Below are 18278 nucleotides of genomic sequence, written 5' to 3'. Positions count from 1 at the left end.
CTTATTTTTTGTACAGCGTTTCTATAATATTTTCTACACTGTCAAATATTTTCTTATTGTCGAACTGACTTTCAATATTTTTAAGATTTTCTCTGATATGGAGAACAATGCCGGGATCTGTAAAGAATGTCTTCATTGCCGAATACATTTCATCAACCTCATAGCTGATGAGATACCCTGTTTCCCGGTCTTTGATCATCAGCCCTACATCACCTACATTTGTCGCAATAATAGGCTTCTGAAGGATTAATGCTTCAGCAATTACCAAAGGCCATGCTTCAGATTCGGAAGGAAGGATAAAGTAGTCCGCCTTTTTAATGTATGGATAAGGATTCATCTGATTTCCGGCTAAAATAAATGTCTTTTCAACATTGTTTTTTGCGACCTGAGCCTTAAGGTTCTTCATTTCGTCACCATCACCAATGATAATGATGCTGTGATGAAATCCTTCGTTGATAAGCCTTGTATGTGCTTCTATAAGCTTATGATATCCTTTTCTTGAATGAAGCCTTCCAATAGAAGCGAAAACAGGTCCTTCAGGGAACGTATCAAGCTTTTCTTCGGCCTTACGTTTTATTTCTTCGATAGGAATAGGATTGATAATAACACTCTCAGCCGGATAACTGAGATCCGGATAATACTGATGCATCATATCCTTTATTTTGTGAGAGCAATACACCATATGATCAAACTGAGGAAAACTCTTTAAAATATCAGGAACCAAAGGTTGAAATTTAGGAACATTGATTTCAGAGTGAAACCATCCGATTTTTTTTGAATTCGTATGGGTAGAACTGAGAATAGCATCATAATCCCTGTAATCCATCCCTATTTCTATATCAAAAGTATCATTGATAAGCCGGTCTGCAATCGCTGGGTTGTTTTTCAGTTTACGAAGCTTTAACCTTCTTTTGACAAGCTGAACTTTCTGTAAGAGAGTGTTGTCGGAAAAATCCTCTTTTCCATCGGTAAGATATATTTTTCTGATATGTTTCGGAAGTTCATCACGCAACTTGCCCTGGTTAAGGGTAAGGCATACCGTCATTTCAAATTTGTCAGGATCCAGGTTGTTGAGAAGTCCCAACAGTACTTTTTCTACACCTCCCATTTCCATGGAGCGGTGTCTGAACAAAATTTTTATTTTTTTTTCTAACATTATCCGAAGATTGATTGTAAAGTAATTGTTATTTTTTTCTTGATACGGAAAGGAAGTTTATGCTGATATTGCAGCAGACTAAATATTTCATCTACACCCGGATAATGATCAGGAATTTTCTGGCCATTGATGGTGGTAAGTCCTCTGCGTTTCATGGTATTGAAAATCACCTGAGCAAAATACTCATGGGATTTCTTTTTATTGTCATTCTGGGAAATTCCCCCTTGATGAGTTCTGTAAAGGTAGTTGGTGTCATTAATGAACTGAACTTTTCCTTTTTCATACATTTTAAGGTAGAGATCCTGATCTTCCCCGATTTTCAAATCCGGATTCATTTTTTCTGTCTGTTCATATACTGCCTTTCTGAAGGTTACAAAATGAGCGATCTGAATAGGGAAATTAAAAAAATAAGGATCACCGTTCGGTACCTGCATTGCAGATCTGAACGGAGAAATTGGTTTCAGATTCTGATCACAGGTCATAAACCTGGAATAGGTAAGGACTGTGTTTTTTTTAGCCTGAAAGATCTCCATACATTTTTGAATGGCTGTTGGGTTTATAGCATCATCAGGATCTAAAAATCCACAGATTTCCCCTTCTGCCAGCTCAATCAGTTTACTTTTTGTTACACCTACACCGGAATTTTTTTCATTTTCAAAAAATTTAAACCTTTTATCACTTGAAATCATTTCCCGGATCATTTTCTTCTCGCTTTCAGAGGAGGCGTCATCCAGAATGATGGCTTCCCAGTCTGTATACGTCTGCTGAAGGATGCTTTCAAAACAGTCTTTGAAAAAATGAGCGTTATTATAATGGGCTATAAGGATAGAAAACTTCATGAATGTTCCTTAAATATTAATTCCTGATGATTGATTACGGTTGTATTGGGAGGAACATCTTTGTAAATTGTACATCCTGCTCCAATAATACAGTTGTCTCCGATAGTTACCCCTTTTAGGATGGTAACATTGCTTCCGAGCCAGCAGTTGCTTCCGATTTTGATGGGAGCTGTGGTGAACTCAGCGTGAGACAGTTTAAAATCCGGATGAGTCTGATACGCATGGTTGTGGTCATACAGTTTTACATTTTCTCCGAATAATGTATTATCCCCTATTGAAATACTGTCCAGACAGTTGATGGAACAGAAGTTATTCATGAAAAAATTGTTTCCGATTTCTAAAGTGGCATTCTGCTGCACAAGAACATGTACATAATTTCTGAAACTGACCCCATTACCAATTGTCACTTTCTTTACATTTTCATGCAGAATAAAATGATCACTGATCCCAAGCTTTATCCCCTTGAAAGAAACATGAGGATGTTTTTTGAGAAGAGAAATCTGGCTTTTCCGTTGAAGTTTTGCTAAAATTTCATAAAGCATACCTAAATTTATTTTCACATTTGTAGCCTACAAATATAATTTGTTTTACATAATTATAATAATAAATCTTATTTTTGTGCCTTAAAATTAACACTTTATAGTAATAAAAACAGTACTCCGTGTTGAGTTTGCTGTGTTTTGATAAAGTAAAGCATTTTGCGGTTCTGTGAAGATAAGTCAGATTACATTTACCAGGTTTATTGCCGCTATGGCAATTGTCATTTCCCATTTCAATAAAGATCTGTTTTTATATAAGATAGATTACATTTCCAATCTTTTTTTGAGAGCGAATGTCGGGGTAAGCTATTTCTTTATCCTTTCAGGGTTTATTATGATCATTGCTTATCATAAAAAGGATAAGATTGATTATCTGGAGTTTTATAAAAACAGATTTGCCAGGATCTATCCGCTTTATATGCTGGGACTTCTGCTGTATTTCATGACGAAATATGAAATGTTTGATTGGTATAAGCTGGTTTTATATGGATTAGGCATTCAGAGCTGGATACCCGGAGAAGCCATGATTCTGAATTTTCCGGGATGGTCTATCTCTGTAGAGTTTTTCTTTTACCTGATTTTCCCGTTTTTATATAATTATTTTTACGCGAAAAAAAATAAAATGATCTGGGTATTTGCTATTGGACTGTGGCTGATTACTCAGGTGTTTTCAAACCTTTATCCGGTATATGGAGCGTATGAAGGGCCACATACGAAAAGTCATGAATTCCTTTATTATTTCCCTTTCTGGCATCTTAATGAATTTCTGATCGGAAATCTTGCGGGAATATTTTTCGTGAGAAATTATAAGCAAAAAAATTACGATCGTCAGGTGATTGCCGTCTTTTTACTGATCCTTGTGTCGCTGATGTTTGTTCCGCTTTTTTATCACAACGGTTTGATGGCTTTACTTTTTGTACCTGCAATTCTCCTTATTTCGGCGAATAACGGAAGAATAAGTAAGCTCTTTTCATTAAAGCCTCTGGAATATCTTGGAGAAATAAGTTATGGTATATATATCACACATATTCCTGTTCTTTATCTTGTCCGGGAGTTTTTAAAATGGCAGGAATACACGTTTAGTATTGATCTTGTATTTGTGATTTACATTATTGTTATGCTGTTCAGTTCTGCAGTTTTTTATCAGTGTATTGAAAAACCAATGCGTGATCTTTTAAGGAAGATACATTTTTCCAAACAATAAAATTAAAGTACTGTTTTTAAACTAGACACTTAGTTTAATTATACTATTAGAACAAATCGTTCCTAAAATTAATATTATAGAGCCCTGAACGTATACTTTTATAATCCGTAAGCAGATACTTCGTTATCATTCCCCATTTTTTGAAAAGAGGAGCATTGGCAATTTGGAAACTTCTGTAGACTCTTTTGATATGAAGCTTCATATCATCGGGAATGGTATTTTCATTTTCTGCCCAATGGTTGACTTCCTTCCACAAGATAACTCTTGTTGAGGCCGGTTTAACTTGTCTGGAATCTATTTTGGTAATTCTGTTGTTTTCGTGAACCCCTCTTACCGCTACTGCCTTATCAAGAATTCCCGGATATAAATTCAGATAGTAGGAGAGTCTGAAAAGGAATTCAGTGTCCTGATGGAGCTTTAAATGAGTTTTAAAGAAATACTCCATATTTCTCAAAGAACTTTTACGGATAGTCAATGCATCAATGCTGAAAAGCCCGAAAGTTCCTATCATGTTAAGCTGTCCCGGAAATACATCTCTTGGAGGATGTTTCTTGTAAACTGTAGTCAGGCGGTCCCCAAAGACCTTGTAATATTGTTCTTTTGCTTTCTCCGAATAATAGTGAACCCCGATTGCACCATAAACTCCGTCAACATCTTTATTGGAAAACAGTTCTTTTTCTGCATCAAAACGGTTGGGAAGGTAGTAATCATCCGCATCCAGGAAAGCAATAAAATCTCCTTCCGCTTTTTCCAGTCCTAAATTTCTGCTGGCACCGGCTCCATGATTGCCTTTGTCAGGATGCTGAAAAAGCTTTACTCTATCATGTTTTTCAGCGAGTTCCTTACAGACCTGCAATGCATTGTCCGGAGACTTGTCCTCTACCAATACCACTTCATATACCTCTTCGAACTGAAGCGCAGAATCTACAGCCTGTGAAACATATTTTTCGGCATTGTAAACGGGAATAATTACTGAAATTTTCATTTGTATCGTATTATGCTTTTAATTTAATTTTTAAATAATTGGTTACTCTTTTCTCAACAAAATAATACAGAAGTGATGCCACTATAATGACCATGGCAATCTTAAATAGAAAAAAGGGAAAGCTGAGGTAGCCTTCAACTTTAAATCTTTTTAAAGCAATTTCTACAAAAGGATGCGACAGATACAGTGAATAGGAAATGTCTCCCAGAAAAATAAAGGCTTTGTTTCCTTTAAACTGAAATACATAATCAAAAGTTAAGAAAGAAAAGACAAACAGGGAAATAATGGCCAGCTTTATCATATCATTATCTATAGGGATAATGCTAAGCAGCACCAATATAAATAATGCGATTCCAGTTACAGAAAGTAACGCTGCCCAAATCTTTGAAATTGTAAATCTGTTCAGTAGAAGCGAAAAAAGAATTCCTACAACAAAATATAGGTTCAGGGAATGGGTTACCATTCGTAAATACGGGTTTTCAAAATAGATAAAATATCCCAGAATTGAAGTAAGGATAAAAAAACCTGCAATGAAGTAATATCTTTTTTCTTTAAAGAATAATGAAAGTCCAAATATGAGATAAAAGAACATTTCAAAATTTAAGGACCAGCCCAAGAAAAGGACCGGAAATTCTTTCTTTGTGGGAAGAAATAATAATGAATGGATAAGCTCATAAAGTCCTGCTCCATGAAAATAGAGGAAAAAACTGCCTCCGGGTATCATCGCAGCAAAGGTCAAAAGATAATACAGCGGAACAATTCTGATCACCCTTCTTTTGTAAAATAAAGTGATCTGCTGAAAAGAATCTTTACTGAAATTTATTTTTTGAGTGGTGAAAGCCATGATAAACCCACTGATAATAAAAAATACGGGAACACCGATACTTCCTTTTTTAAAGAGAATATCGCCAAGATCCAGCCTGGGCAGGTTTATTGTTTCACGGAAATGAAAGCAGCATACCAATAAGGCTGAAATCCCTCTTAATATCTGGAGGTTGTTAAGCTTCATGACTGGAAGAATCTTATTTTTTAAATATCTTTTTCAAAATAAGGCCCATCACAAACGGTACTCTGGCAATGTTATGCTGAAGCGTCTTGAATCCGTCTATGGTAAATTTGGTATCTTCTGTCATTCCGTATTCTGAAAAATCTACTTCAGGAACAGCTTTATGTTTAAAAGTGACATTCATTAAGTTATATTGATGGATAACCTGGATATACATCTCTTTACTGTCTTCCACAGAAAAATTCGGGTAATGACGATAGCTGTTGTGAGCTCTTTCCTTTAGCATCGTTTTGAAGTTGTCTACACTTTCCGCTAAGCTTACAAACGGGTTTACTACAGCGTTATAAACATTTACTACCGCTTTACGGTCTGGCAGCATGGTAAGCTGATATCCTCTTCTTAAATCTATTACCAGATCATGAACCGGTTTGAAATGTTCCTGAACTGTTTTTATATAATCCTGATGAAGCATGTCATCATTATCCAGCTCGCTGGTGATCACAAATTTTGTATCAGGAGTGAAAAACTGAGGAATTATTTCTACAGCTTTCGTTTTCATAACATCAAAATCTTCTACAAATACCGCTTTGAAAGTTGGGTATTCTGTTTCAATTTCTTTAATGATTTTTCTAAACTTATCAGATGTATTGGTGTCGAAAAAGGTAAGCCAGACGTAGTTTTGGTTGGTCTGATTTTTATAAGAAGGAAGCACGTAAGTTCTGAATAACTTGAACCGGTCATCCAGCCATTCTTCAGTAAGCGGTTTATATCCTGAACGTGTTTCGTTCCAGCCTTTTGTAGGAACATTGAATCTTGTCATTATTACGTGTACAAATTGACTCATCTAAATAAATTTATTTAAAGTTATATAATTTACAAGGGTTTCTGCTGTATATCTGTTTGGCAGTACCCACTCATTTGTGTAGTTTTTATGGAAATATAGTTGTCCGAAGTTTATTATACTTCAAATTTAGCCATCTACTTTTTTTCTGAAAAGCTTGTAATAAAATCTTTTGAAAGAAAGATATTTTGCGACTACGGCCAGGGGAATCATTTTTTGAAATTCGCGTCTTTGCTGTATAAGCTGAGTGGTACGAACGTCTATGATATGGTAAGCCAGTTTGTCGTGTACCTCTTCACCATAAAGTTTTTTTAAGGTTGGTAGAATTTTAAGGCGCTGCTTCATGATTTTGATCGGATCGGCAGACATATTATCGTTGACGTCTTTTCGGTAATGGGCAAGAGCTTCATTGATCAAAAGGGCATCAGGATGATCCTTGGTGATATAAATCCACATTACCCAGTCTTCACAGCTGGTAAGGGTAGTGTCAAAAAGAAAACCTTCCAGAAGTTTTTTGCCTATCAAGGCACAGTGTATCGGGATAGAAAATTTAAGATCCCAATCGTATACAATTCCATCAAAGGTCAGGAAACTCTGCTCAACATTTTTATAGCCAGGAAGATGGGTTTGGTTTCTGTAGATGGTGTACTGACTTACAATCAACGGATATTCTTTGTCTCCGGAAAGGCTTTTGGAAAACTTTTCACGGTGTATCAGATCATCCGAATCCAAAAACTGTATGTAATCTCCGGTAACAATTTCCAGTGCTGCATTTCTTGCAGAAGACAGACCTCCGTTTTCTTTATAAAGATACTTAAAACGGCTGTCCTTTTTTACCCATTTATCAGCTACTTCATCAGTATTATCAGGCGATCCGTCATTGACAATGATACATTCCCAATTTTCATAAGTCTGATCCATTATAGACTGCAGACATTCATCTAAAAACTGAGCCTGTTTGTAGCAGGGGACAATTACGGATATTTTGGGATTCATTTTCATTTTTTATTCAATAGGTTTAATGTGTTTTTTATTCTTCAGTTGGTCATAAAAACCACTACTTTTTAATTGCTTTTTCTTGGCCTGAATAATATCTGAAGCTTTCTGGTCGAAGGTACAAAAATTATTTTTTCCGGTACAGAATGGGATCTTTCGGGAGCGGCCATGTATTGTCTTTTATAAATAAGATGAATAGAGTTTCCTAAGGTATTCATCAGGAGACAGACCCTCGAAAAAATCTTCTGTAAGGCTGTTGAACTCTATATTATAAAAGGAACCTTCGTTCACAGTTTCATAATCTGCATTTTTTGCAAGATGATTCTCCAGCTGAGATAAAATCTCCGGTAACGAGTACTGGTAAGGGTAAGCAAGATTGACGATCTCATTGTTGAGGTCCTGCATATACTTCCCGATAAATGATGCAATATCATCCGTACCAATCAGAATTCTTCTTGCATTGCTGTAAATGGTAAGCTTATTTTCCGATAGGATTGAATTTTTAAGAAAGTTGATCAGTGTATTGGGATTTCCTCCACGGCCTACAGCATTTCCTACCCTGAAAATAATAAAGCTGAAGCAATGCTCTGCAATTATTTTTTCAATAGCAAGTTTATGCACTACATAAGGGCTGTCGGTTTTACTGGGATCATAAATACTGCATGTGGAAAAATAGATCAGCTTCTTATCCGGATTTTGGCTAATAACTGATTTCAGAAGGGATATTTCTCTTTCAAATTCAGCAGGATTCTTTTCCAGTGAATTGGAAACCCCTGATGCAAAAAAAATAACATCCTCTTTATCATAAAGTTTTACGGCATTTGCCAGAATTCCACTACCAATAATCATATGCTTCTTTTCTAATTAAGATGTTAGTTTTAAATCTTTTAAGAACATCAATAGATTTAAAGTTTTTTAAAGATTTTAAAAAGTCCAAGTGTATTCCCCAATTTTGCCCATCTTGAATTTTTTACATGATTCAATTGGTTGAGGGCCTGGTCATATTTCTTTTTCGGAACATAGCTCTGAATAAAAAGATCTTCAATACTTATGTTTCTTCTTTCTGCCATTTTGATCATAGCAACCCAGTGCCAGAATAATGCTTTTTCTGCATTTTTGGTCGTAGAGATCCCACTGTCATGGATTCTGTATAAGTATAAATCTTCATCAATATATTTAACAGGGGCTGTTTCGCACATTTTCATGTACCAGTCTTTATCTTCAGCAATTTTTAAGAAAGAATCAATGCCGGACGTCTGCTCGTAAATCTTCTTTTTGAATGTGACGAAATGTGAAATCTCTGCATTGAAGTTAAAGTAAGACTGATCCAGTTCTGTGATTTGTTTGGCTTTATGAACAGACAGGGGATTAAGATTTTCATCACAACGGACAAAATTTGAATATACCAGGCCTGCTTCCGGATATTCGGAATGTGTTTTTAAAACAATTTCCAGAGCATGAGGAGCCAAAGCGTCATCTGGGTCTAAAAAACCGCATATTTCTGCTTCAGCAAGACCTATTAATCTCTTTTTTGTATAGCCAATTCCTCTGTTTTGGTCATTCTGGTGTATTTTAAACCGGGAATCGTCACCTATGATTTTTTTTATAACTTCTAGAGAGTTATCGGTAGAGCCGTCATCCAGAATTACAGCTTCCCAATCCGTTTCAGTCTGCGCAACTAAGCTTTGGCAGCATTGTTCAAAAAAATGGCCATTGTTATAATTGGCAATAAGTATACTGAATTTACTCATTTCGACTGTGTTTATTCAAGATTTTTTTTAATGCATTCAGATATCCGAAACCATATTTTCTGTCCGGTTCCAGAATATTTCCTTCTGCCCATTCGTTCCAGGATTTAACAATTAAAAACTGTTCAGGATAATCTTTTTTATCCTCAAGATATGTTGCGGCTTTTTCAACCTGCTGTTCAAATATTTTCGGAGAATTATTAGCAAGTATAATGCCTCTGTATCCACTTCTTGGAGTATTGTCCCAATTAGGCAGGATACATGGATAGGTAGGAACGTTGCTTTCTTCAAACTTTAAGTCATTGACTACCGCCTGGGCGTCCTGAATTCTGACTTTAGGCTGTTCTTTTTTCTTAATTCCGATTAATCCTTTTATTCTGTTTTTATAATATTGAGAATGGGAGATGTATTCTTTTTTGTCAATATGAGGTAGCCATGCTTTCTGAAAGGCATTGGAAATCTTACTGTCATATCCCATAGATTTAAAATCAAGATCATCACGAAGTTTATTGGATGCCATGACATATAAGCCATCAAATCCGTTTTCTTTTGCGAGCTCTCTGAATCTGGAAATATAATGAGGATCTCCGTCATTCAAATGGTTGGGATCGTAGATAATCAAAAGAGGTTTATTGTCCACTTTTATATACCTCTCGTCCTTGAAGAAAGGAAGAAGGTATTCGAAATGGGCAATTAAGTCCTGTTCATTAGGGTAAACCTGTTGGGCCAGAATTTTTTCTGATAATCCGTGCCATATGCCTGACCATGTTTCATTGGCCCAGCAGAAGCAGAAAGGGAAATCCGGTTTTCCTGATTTCAGCACATCGTTGGCAACACGTTCCAACAGTTGTTTGCCATTACCAAACCAGTAATGATAGTAGATAAATCCGTGTACTCCATAATCTTTTGCCATCTGAGCCTGCTGTTCTCTTACTTCTGGAACCCGCAGATCATAATATCCCAAATCTCCAGGGTATATAGGCTGTTCATGTCCTTCAAATAAAGGTTGGGCTTTTCCTACATTCGTCCATTCTGTAAAACCTTTTCCCCACCATTCGTCATTTTCAGGGACAGGATGGTATTGAGGGAGGTAGAATGCAAGGGGCTTTATTTTTTTCATCATTAACTTATTTCGTTCGATAGAGGATCTTATTTTTTAATACAATAAAAATAGGAGGAATCAATAATTTGAGCAGCTTTCTTCCTTTTTTTTCTTGAGGTTTTTCTGTTTTTGGGGCAGGCTTGCCATAAGTTTCCACATATTTTGGACTGGAATAACAGATGGAAAGAAATAATTCATAGTTTTGATTCATTTTTGCAGTATCTCTCATCATACTGCTGTCATGAAGTCTTATAAGCGTTTTTGTATTGCCTTCATAGCCAATATGCTGAAATTTAAAATCATTCAAAACACATCTGAGATTAAATTCCCAATCTTCTAAAGACTTTAAACGCTCATCAAAGAAACCAATTGTTTTGAAAATATCTTTATGATATAACGGAGCAGATATTACAAAAGGGTTTTTAATCTTAAAAAGCTGCTTAATATCAATAGTATCATCAAAATTTAAGTATACTTCCGGAAGAAAATTATTTCTTCCAAAAATCCTTTTATAGTTGACTCCTTCTGAGCTTTCAAAATATCGATATCCGGAAATAATGATGTCAATATTTTGATTAAAAAATCTAGAATGAGCTTCTAATTTTTTATTTTCTATTATATCATCACAATCAAGGAAAAGCAGCCATTCTCCATTGGCCGTTTTTATTCCTGCATTTCTGGCAGACGATAAACCACCATTATCTTTATAGAGATAGTGAAAACGGCTGTCTGTTTCCAGCCATTTTTTTGCAATATTTTCTGTGTTATCCGGTGATCCATCATTCACAATGATGCATTCCCAATCCTGAAACGTCTGTTCTAACACAGATTGTAGGCATTCATCAAGAAAATGAGCCTGATTATAACATGGGACGATTATTGAAATTTTTGGATTCATTTTTAAATCATTTTATTTAAAAATTTATACAACGGAACCGGAATTTTATACTGTATTGCAATACTTAATCTTTTTACATTGAAAGGGTATTTCTTGTAGGCTTCAGTGTATTGTGAAGGCAGTTTTTCTCCAGAAAAATAATATTTCTGTGTGATACCATTTATTTTATTTTTTAGATCACCTTCTTTATCAAACATCATTTGAAGCATCACGTTTTCAATTTCAATTCTGTGTGCTTTTATTTTTGAAATATTTTCCTGGTGTAATCTGTAATATGCCAGTTTTTCAGGGATGTAACCAATTAAATACTTTTCATTTATTTTTAACCAGCGATAATAATCTTCAGCAATAAACATTGAATCATATTCGCCGGTTTCAATAATTGCTTCTGTTCTTATCAATGTAGTCAGACCTGCAATTCTGTTATTTTTTATCAGTTCTTTTCTGAAAATATAGGGATCAACTTCTCCTAATGCATCATAATCTGCTATGTCTTCTCCAATACGGCTGTTTTCATCTATTATATTGGTATTGGTATGAATCATGGCATATTCTTTTCCTAAAGATTCAATTTTAGCAACAGTCTTTTCTAAGAACTCAGGATGCAGGTAATCATCTGCTGAAATGATTTTTATATATTTTCCTTTTGCAAGCTTAATACATTCATTCAACATTGTTGCCAGACCTGTGTTTTTGGTATGGAAGTTTTTTTCTGCAGAATAACTATTATCATTTAACCAACGCTCAAAAACTTCAACGGAATTATCAGGCGAGACATCATCACCCAGAATAAGCTGAATGTTTTTATAGGTTTGATTTTTTACGCTATCTAAATTCTCCTTGATATATTGGGAATGATTATAGGCTGTGACAATAACTGTAACTAAAGGCTGTTCCATATTAATACTCATTTAAGGCATTAATGATGTTTATCACTTCATGCTCTTCTAACACAGAAGATATAGGTAAGCTCAGTACTTCCTCATGTATCAGTTCACTGATAGGAAAAGAAAGTTCATTCATTTCTTTGTAAGCTTCCTGTTGATGGGGAGGAATAGGGTAGTGAATGATAGTCTGAATACCTTTTTCTGTTAAATAGGTTTGAAGTAGATCACGGTTTTCTGTTCTTATGACAAAAACATGCCATACATGCTCTTTTTCATCTGAAGGGTTTTCAGGAAGTATGATTTTGGAATTTTTTATTCCTTCGATAAATAATTTTGCAATTCTTCTTCTTGCTTCATTTTCATCTTCAATATATTTCAGTTTAACATCTAAAACAGCTGCCTGAAGTTCATCTAATCTGGAATTTAATCCTTTGTAAATATTAATATATTTTTGGTTTGAGCCATAATTTCCTAAAGCACGGATCGTTTCGGATAATTGTTTGTCATTTGTTGTGACTGCTCCTGCGTCTCCCAGAGCTCCCAGATTTTTTCCGGGATAAAAACTGAACCCTGCGGCGTCTCCAAGATTTCCTGATTTAATGTTATTCCATTCGGCACCTATTGCCTGGGCATTGTCTTCTACAATTTTTAATTTATATTTTTCAGCAATACTTTTCAGTTTTTCTGAGAAAACAATTCTGCCCTGAAGATGAACTATTAAAATGGCTTTTGTCTTATCAGTAATCTTTTCTTCTATTTTTGAAATATCAATATTGTAAGTATTAAGCTCGGGTTCTACTAAAACGGGAACTAATCCATTGTCTGACAAAGCCAGAATGGAAGCAATATAGGTATTGGAAGGGACAATTACTTCGTCACCGGGTTTCATATAACCCAGTTCGATATAAGCCCGAAAAATAAGACGAAGCGCATCCAGTCCGTTTGCTACCCCTATTGCATATTCTGAACCAATATAACCGGCTAAATTGGTTTCAAAATTTTTAATTTCGTTTCCTAATAAATACCATCCGCTTCTGAACACTTCCAGAAGTTTGTTTTCTATTTCCTGTTGGTATTTCAAATTTACTTTTTGAAGATCTAAAAACTTAATCATTTCTTTTTATTTTGAACATGCCACATATATTTCAGCGCAATGGTGAGGGAATTTTTTTCCTAATTTATAAAACCCATCTATCATAGCTTCATTCCAATTATTTTCAATTTGCCCATTTGAAACAGGTTTAAAGAAAATGCCGCCCTCATCCACTATTTTATAACCGGCCTTTGTAATGTCATCTTTTAAAGTATCCAAATCATATACTCTGTAATGTCCTAATTCATGGTCTCTTTGATTCAATTCATATTCGCTGTTTAATAATCCCATCTCTACTGCGGCTAATCTGTGGATAGACTTTGCGTTAGGCACTGAAATTAAAAATACACCACTATCGGATAACCAGGAAGATATAATTTTTAAAACTTCAACAGGATTTTCAATATGTTCGAGGACATGGCTCATTATTATAGTATCAAACTTTTTATCTGTTTTAAACTCTTCAAAATAGGAGTTATGTTTTGTAATATTTGGATAATCAGGAATTTGATTTAATAAATCTTGAGAGCCTTCAACCAAATCCAAAGATGAAAAGTCATTAATCAGATATTTGGTCATATGTCCTAAGGCAGGTCCTAATTCCAAAGCAGATTCTCCTTTAAAATAAGGTTTTAAACTTAAGTAATTCAATTCTGTTAACTTAAAATCAAAATCAAGAAAAGAGCTGTTATAGAATTGTGCCGAATCCTGCACTTTATTTTTATAATTTTCCATTTGTAATTTTATCTATTTTTAAATCGAGAACAGTATTTATAATTATGTCTGGCTGATAGGGGAGTAAACTTTCTTTACTTAGAAAACCGGAAAGTACGGCGGCTGTTTTCATCCCTAATAATTTGCCTGTTTGAATATCTTTTCCTGTATCTCCAATAAACCAGTCTTCAGGAGTTATCTGAACTGCATTTTTAATTAAATCATGTTTTTCCTGTTGCTGTTGGGTTACTAAAACTTTCGTGAAAATATTTTCCCAACCGAATGATTTTACCTGTTCCAGAGCAATGCTTTCAGACTGACGGGCTGTAACAACAAACAGGGTATAGTTTTTAGACAGGTTTGTGAGTAAGTCTACTATTCCTTCAAAAGGAGTATCTAATTTCAACCATTTTTCTAATTCAATTTCCGACATCCATTTTTTCTCAAAATCGCTGTATTGCTCGCTGGAATAATTAAATTTAGAAAGTAGAATTTCTTTATGACTTTTTTTACCCCGCTTTAAAGTCCAATATTCATCAAAAGACAATTCCGAAGTGGGAACTAATGACTGAAACAAGTGGTATAGCCTAGGCCGGGAATCAATTAAAGTACCATCAAGGTCAAAAAAAATATTCATATTATTTTTTATTTTTTTTCATGTACTCAAACTCTTCTTTTAGCCCTTCTTCAAGAGAGGTTTCTTTTTGTAGCAAAAATTCATTCATTTTTGAACTGTCAAATACAAAGTCTCTTCCTTTTTTTTCAGCAGGTATTTTTTCTATTGTTACGTCTTTGTTAGAAATGAGTTTTATTGTATTTACCAAATCATTGATAGAAATAGAACGATTTCCGACTAAGTTTATAACTCCTATATCTTTTAGTTGAATAGAATCTACAATAGCTTTAACGATATCTTTAATATAAATAAAAGAGCGCAATTCTTCTCCTGTGCCCCAGATCTGAATTGGCTTTTCTGCTAAAATATTATGTATTGTTGCAGGAATTATTTTCTGATAAGCCTCTTCTCCCGGACCGTATACATGGCCTATCCTTAAAATTTGAACGGATTTATTATGCTCTTTTCCCCAACTTTCCACCATCTTTTCTGAATATAGCTTAGAATGGCCGTACAATGAAGCCGGTTTTTCTAAAGTACTCTCAGAAATAATGTTCTCATTATCATAGACATCGAGTGTACTAAGGTAAATGAATTTTTTTATATGAGGTAAAGTAGCACTTAATAGTTTATCTGTGTTAAATATATTTGAATTGGATAATTGAATATTATTGGCTTCACTTCCTTTTTTGGGGGTGAAAGCTCCTGCATGAATTATTGTTTCAATATACTGAAACCCATTTTTAAAAAAAAAATCGCTTTCGAACTGATAGTTGTTGTGTAACAAATATCTACATTCTGATATAGGTTGAGAAGTTAGACACACAACATTATCCCTACCGTATTTTTCAATCAATAGCGGAAGTAAATGTTTTCCTATAAATCCCGAAGCTCCCGTTAAAAGTAACATTTATAAATTTTTTATTCGTTGCTGTATCTGAATATCGGTCATTAATTTGGGGTGAGTGTCCATCCCCCTTAGCCACATTAGCCCATCCTGTAATGGATTTATTTTTTTACTTAATTGGGGAAATTCATTATATAAAGCAATGTCTTTAAATATTTCAGGCATGTTTAATCCTGCTTCGGTAAAAAATAATACCGTTGTAAAGAATCTTGAAATATTGATTTCTGTAGGATTAGGTACTCCATTTTTGTCATAAGCCATATCTACCCCGAAAATGCCATGAGGCTTATCCGAAACTGCCTTTATGGTAGCTATTGATATTCTGTCTATTTCAGGATCTGAGTAGGTCTGGCCTACTTTTGTAACACCTGTAACCCCGGAAACAGTTCTGTTTCCATGAGTCCATCCTTTTCTTAATCTTGTCTGAGCGACTACCAATTCGCCTTCATGCCAAATGGAGAGCCATGTTACCGTGTCTGGAGTAAGCATTTCTGCTGCGACAAAGTCTCCCCATCCGTTATATCGGTCAATCCACCCTTTGGCAAACGAAAAATCATTAGTAGGCAGGGCGCCTTTACCTCCTCCTCCAATAGATGAAGCTCTTAGCCATATGTTTCCATCCTTATCTCCTAAATCTGAAAACGCTTTTTTTAGATCTTCTTCATTATTGATCATGATGTTTTCTGGAACTGTTACACCGGCTTCCCTGCATTTTAAATAGGTTTTATATTTATGAACACAGGTGTCTATTACTTCATGCGATGGCATAAACGTTTTAGTGCCGGTAGAATGAATGTCTTCTCTGATTATGGAGGCATGATAAATCTCCAGATCATTTTGAAAATGTATTAAATCAGGTTTTTCCTGATTCAGTATTTGTAATAATGACGCTTTATAATCTGGCTGATTGGCATAAGGTATATAGGATACTTCATGTGCATTGGAGAGTATCAGATCTGTAGGCTCACTGCCCATCCCAATTATTCTCTCCTTTTTCGAGCTTAGAAGAAGTGAGTTGATGACTCCTTCAGAGGGAGCGCCGCCTGCACCGGCAATTAATATTTTAATCATTCTATGAGTTTTTGAAATTCGTGGTAATCCCTTATATAATCGTCTTCAGTATATGGCAGAGATGCTAAACATAAAAGCACTGCATTATGTGAAAACTTGATATCTCTCCATACCAATTTGGGGATGTATATACCTTTAGATGGGTTATTCAGAACAAAACTTTCTTTATGTCCATCTTTATTTTCTGTGTTAAATTCTATAATACCTGAAACAGCGAATATTAATTGTTCAAGATTTTTATGAGCATGACCTCCTCTTATTACATCCTGAGGTGTATAATAAGTCCAGTATACACGCTTAATTTCAAAAGGTATATTTTTTAAATTTTCAGCGACTGTAATGAAGCCTAATGAAGAATCACCTATTTTTTCTAAATCAAAATATTGAACTTTTTCCATTAAATAATTTATTTTACGATGTAATTAAAATCAGGTCTGATAATTCCGGGTAATACATTGATATTTTTACCCATTTTTACATTTTCAACTTCAAAACCTATTATTTCGTTGGCTACAAAAAGAGGGATTCTTTGATCTTCTCCAAACATGAGTTTGAAATAATAATTACCCGTATTGAGTAAGTGTGGTGGGATTTCGAATTCTACAACATATTCTTTTTTCTGAGAATCATTTTGAGTAGTAATGGGAGCCCCTGTATGGAAAACTACCGCTTCTTCATATGTTCTCAGCTCAAAAGTTGTATCAATATTGATATTTTCTTTGAAATTATAAAATCTAAGCAGGATTTTAATCCCTGATTCTATATCTAAAAACTGTCCTTTTGTAGGTTTAACAGAAAATTCTAATATTTTGATATTTTCATTTCCTAAAGCTGTTTCCAACGGCCCTTCATGAAGGTAAATTGATTGCTTCTCAGAGCTTTTCTGATATTCTGCAATGGTATCTAAAATACCTCCGCTATATGTTAACTGCCCTTGGTGAAGTAAAATTCCGGATGAACAAAGCTCTTTTATTGCAGTCATATTATGGCTTACAAATAAGATGGTTCTTCCTTCTCCTTTGGTGACATCATTCATCTTTCCAAGGCATTTTTTCTGAAAGTCTGCATCACCCACTGCTAAAACCTCGTCAACGATTAAAATCTCAGATTCTAAGTGAGCTGCTACAGCAAACGCAAGGCGAACATACATTCCCGAAGAATATCTTTTAACAGGAGTATCAATATATCTCTCAACACCAGAAAAATCTACAATTTCATCAAATTTTCTCTTGATTTCTTTCCTTGTCATTCCTAAAATAGCACCATTGAGAAAAACATTTTCCCGTCCTGTCATTTCAGGATGAAATCCTGTTCCTACTTCCAATAGAGAAGCAATTCTTCCATTGGTATAAATCTTACCTGTCGTAGGTTTTGTAACTTTACTTAAAACCTTTAACAGCGTTGATTTTCCTGCACCGTTTCTTCCGATAATTCCTACAGCATCTCCTTTTTCGATTTCAAAATCGATATCACGGAGAGACCATACATATTCAGAGTCTCCCTTGGTTGTTCTGTCATTGGTTTCTCCAATTTTCAAATAAGGATCTTCCTTTCCTCTTATTTTATACCAGAACCTGTTGAGATCATGAGACAGTGTTCCTGTACCGACTTGTCCCAGACGGTATTGTTTAGATATGTTTTCTGCTTTTAAAGCTAGCATGTTTTTTTAATTTAAA

General features: G+C 34.8%; 20 protein-coding genes. 1 reads left to right on the top strand and 19 read right to left on the bottom strand.

The window, feature by feature from the left end:
* Position 1: 1 nt before the first annotated feature.
* From ACPF63_RS19840 to ACPF63_RS19830, 3 genes are read right to left on the bottom strand one after another with little or no spacing between them, the layout of a single operon-like run.
* Positions 2-1156, bottom strand: coding sequence for a glycosyltransferase (locus tag ACPF63_RS19840; protein ID WP_426481031.1), 1155 nt, complete (start codon positions 1154-1156; stop codon positions 2-4).
* Positions 1156-1995 carry a glycosyltransferase family 2 protein gene (locus ACPF63_RS19835; RefSeq protein WP_426481030.1) on the bottom strand — a complete coding sequence of 280 codons (840 nt, stop codon included), beginning with the start codon at positions 1993-1995 and terminating at the stop codon, positions 1156-1158. Before ACPF63_RS19835 ends, ACPF63_RS19840 begins: the two co-directional genes overlap by 1 nt.
* Positions 1992-2537 carry an acyltransferase gene (locus ACPF63_RS19830; protein ID WP_426481029.1) on the bottom strand — a complete coding sequence of 182 codons (546 nt, stop codon included), beginning with the start codon at positions 2535-2537 and terminating at the stop codon, positions 1992-1994. The genes ACPF63_RS19835 and ACPF63_RS19830 overlap by 4 nt, the downstream gene beginning before the upstream one ends.
* Before the next feature lie 166 nt (positions 2538-2703).
* On the opposite strand from ACPF63_RS19830, the gene ACPF63_RS19825 reads away from it, so the two are divergent.
* Entirely contained in the window at positions 2704-3738 is a 1035-nt protein-coding gene (locus ACPF63_RS19825; protein WP_426481028.1) for an acyltransferase family protein, read from the top strand.
* A 46-nt stretch (positions 3739-3784) separates the two neighbouring features.
* On the opposite strand, the gene ACPF63_RS19820 is transcribed toward ACPF63_RS19825, so the two are convergent.
* From ACPF63_RS19820 to ACPF63_RS19745, 16 genes are all read right to left on the bottom strand, one after another.
* Positions 3785-4723 (bottom strand): glycosyltransferase family 2 protein, encoded by a 939-nt coding sequence (locus tag ACPF63_RS19820; protein WP_426481027.1) that lies wholly within the window; start codon positions 4721-4723, stop codon positions 3785-3787.
* Positions 4724-4733: 10 nt separating this feature from the next.
* Positions 4734-5732: an acyltransferase family protein gene (locus ACPF63_RS19815; protein WP_426481026.1), complete on the bottom strand. Its 999-nt coding sequence runs from the start codon at positions 5730-5732 to the stop codon at positions 4734-4736.
* Positions 5733-5745: 13 nt separating this feature from the next.
* Positions 5746-6573, bottom strand: coding sequence for a glycosyltransferase (locus ACPF63_RS19810; protein WP_180565003.1), 828 nt, complete (start codon positions 6571-6573; stop codon positions 5746-5748).
* 126 nt (positions 6574-6699) lie between these two features.
* Positions 6700-7566, bottom strand: coding sequence for a glycosyltransferase family 2 protein (locus ACPF63_RS19805; RefSeq protein WP_077413684.1), 867 nt, complete (start codon positions 7564-7566; stop codon positions 6700-6702).
* Between the two features lie 180 nt (positions 7567-7746).
* Positions 7747-8415, bottom strand: coding sequence for an NAD-dependent epimerase/dehydratase family protein (locus ACPF63_RS19800; RefSeq protein WP_426481025.1), 669 nt, complete (start codon positions 8413-8415; stop codon positions 7747-7749).
* 56 nt (positions 8416-8471) lie between these two features.
* Positions 8472-9317, bottom strand: coding sequence for a glycosyltransferase family 2 protein (locus ACPF63_RS19795; protein WP_426481024.1), 846 nt, complete (start codon positions 9315-9317; stop codon positions 8472-8474).
* The gene (locus tag ACPF63_RS19790) at positions 9310-10434 is read right to left on the bottom strand and encodes a glycosyltransferase WbsX family protein (RefSeq protein ID WP_426481023.1); all 1125 of its coding nucleotides are present in this window, start codon (positions 10432-10434) and stop codon (positions 9310-9312) included. Before ACPF63_RS19790 ends, ACPF63_RS19795 begins: the two co-directional genes overlap by 8 nt.
* Positions 10435-10441: 7 nt before the next feature.
* Positions 10442-11314, bottom strand: coding sequence for a glycosyltransferase family 2 protein (locus ACPF63_RS19785; protein ID WP_426481022.1), 873 nt, complete (start codon positions 11312-11314; stop codon positions 10442-10444).
* Positions 11315-11316: 2 nt separating this feature from the next.
* On the bottom strand, positions 11317-12213 hold the full coding sequence (locus ACPF63_RS19780) for a glycosyltransferase family 2 protein (protein ID WP_426481021.1): 897 nt from the start codon (positions 12211-12213) through the stop codon (positions 11317-11319).
* A gap of 1 nt (position 12214) precedes the next feature.
* Complete coding sequence (locus tag ACPF63_RS19775) at positions 12215-13315, bottom strand: DegT/DnrJ/EryC1/StrS family aminotransferase (RefSeq protein WP_180565008.1); 1101 nt, start codon at positions 13313-13315, stop codon at positions 12215-12217.
* A 6-nt stretch (positions 13316-13321) separates the two neighbouring features.
* Positions 13322-14029: a class I SAM-dependent methyltransferase gene (locus ACPF63_RS19770; RefSeq protein WP_180565009.1), complete on the bottom strand. Its 708-nt coding sequence runs from the start codon at positions 14027-14029 to the stop codon at positions 13322-13324.
* Positions 14016-14645, bottom strand: coding sequence for an HAD family hydrolase (locus tag ACPF63_RS19765; protein ID WP_426481020.1), 630 nt, complete (start codon positions 14643-14645; stop codon positions 14016-14018). The genes ACPF63_RS19770 and ACPF63_RS19765 overlap by 14 nt, the downstream gene beginning before the upstream one ends.
* 1 nt (position 14646) lies before the next feature.
* Positions 14647-15534 carry an NAD-dependent epimerase/dehydratase family protein gene (locus ACPF63_RS19760; protein ID WP_426481019.1) on the bottom strand — a complete coding sequence of 296 codons (888 nt, stop codon included), beginning with the start codon at positions 15532-15534 and terminating at the stop codon, positions 14647-14649.
* Complete coding sequence (locus ACPF63_RS19755) at positions 15535-16602, bottom strand: hypothetical protein (RefSeq protein ID WP_426481018.1); 1068 nt, start codon at positions 16600-16602, stop codon at positions 15535-15537.
* Entirely contained in the window at positions 16599-17000 is a 402-nt protein-coding gene (locus ACPF63_RS19750) for a sugar 3,4-ketoisomerase (RefSeq protein WP_077413519.1), read from the bottom strand. The genes ACPF63_RS19755 and ACPF63_RS19750 overlap by 4 nt, the downstream gene beginning before the upstream one ends.
* An 8-nt stretch (positions 17001-17008) precedes the next feature.
* Complete coding sequence (locus tag ACPF63_RS19745) at positions 17009-18262, bottom strand: polysaccharide ABC transporter ATP-binding protein (RefSeq protein ID WP_077413520.1); 1254 nt, start codon at positions 18260-18262, stop codon at positions 17009-17011.
* Positions 18263-18278 lie beyond the last annotated feature (16 nt).

The organism is Chryseobacterium sp. R2ACT005 (assembly GCF_049949215.1).
Taxonomy (GTDB): domain Bacteria; phylum Bacteroidota; class Bacteroidia; order Flavobacteriales; family Weeksellaceae; genus Chryseobacterium.
The sequence above is the reverse complement of the archived record's forward strand: the minus strand, read 5'-3'. Positions and strand labels throughout refer to the sequence as shown.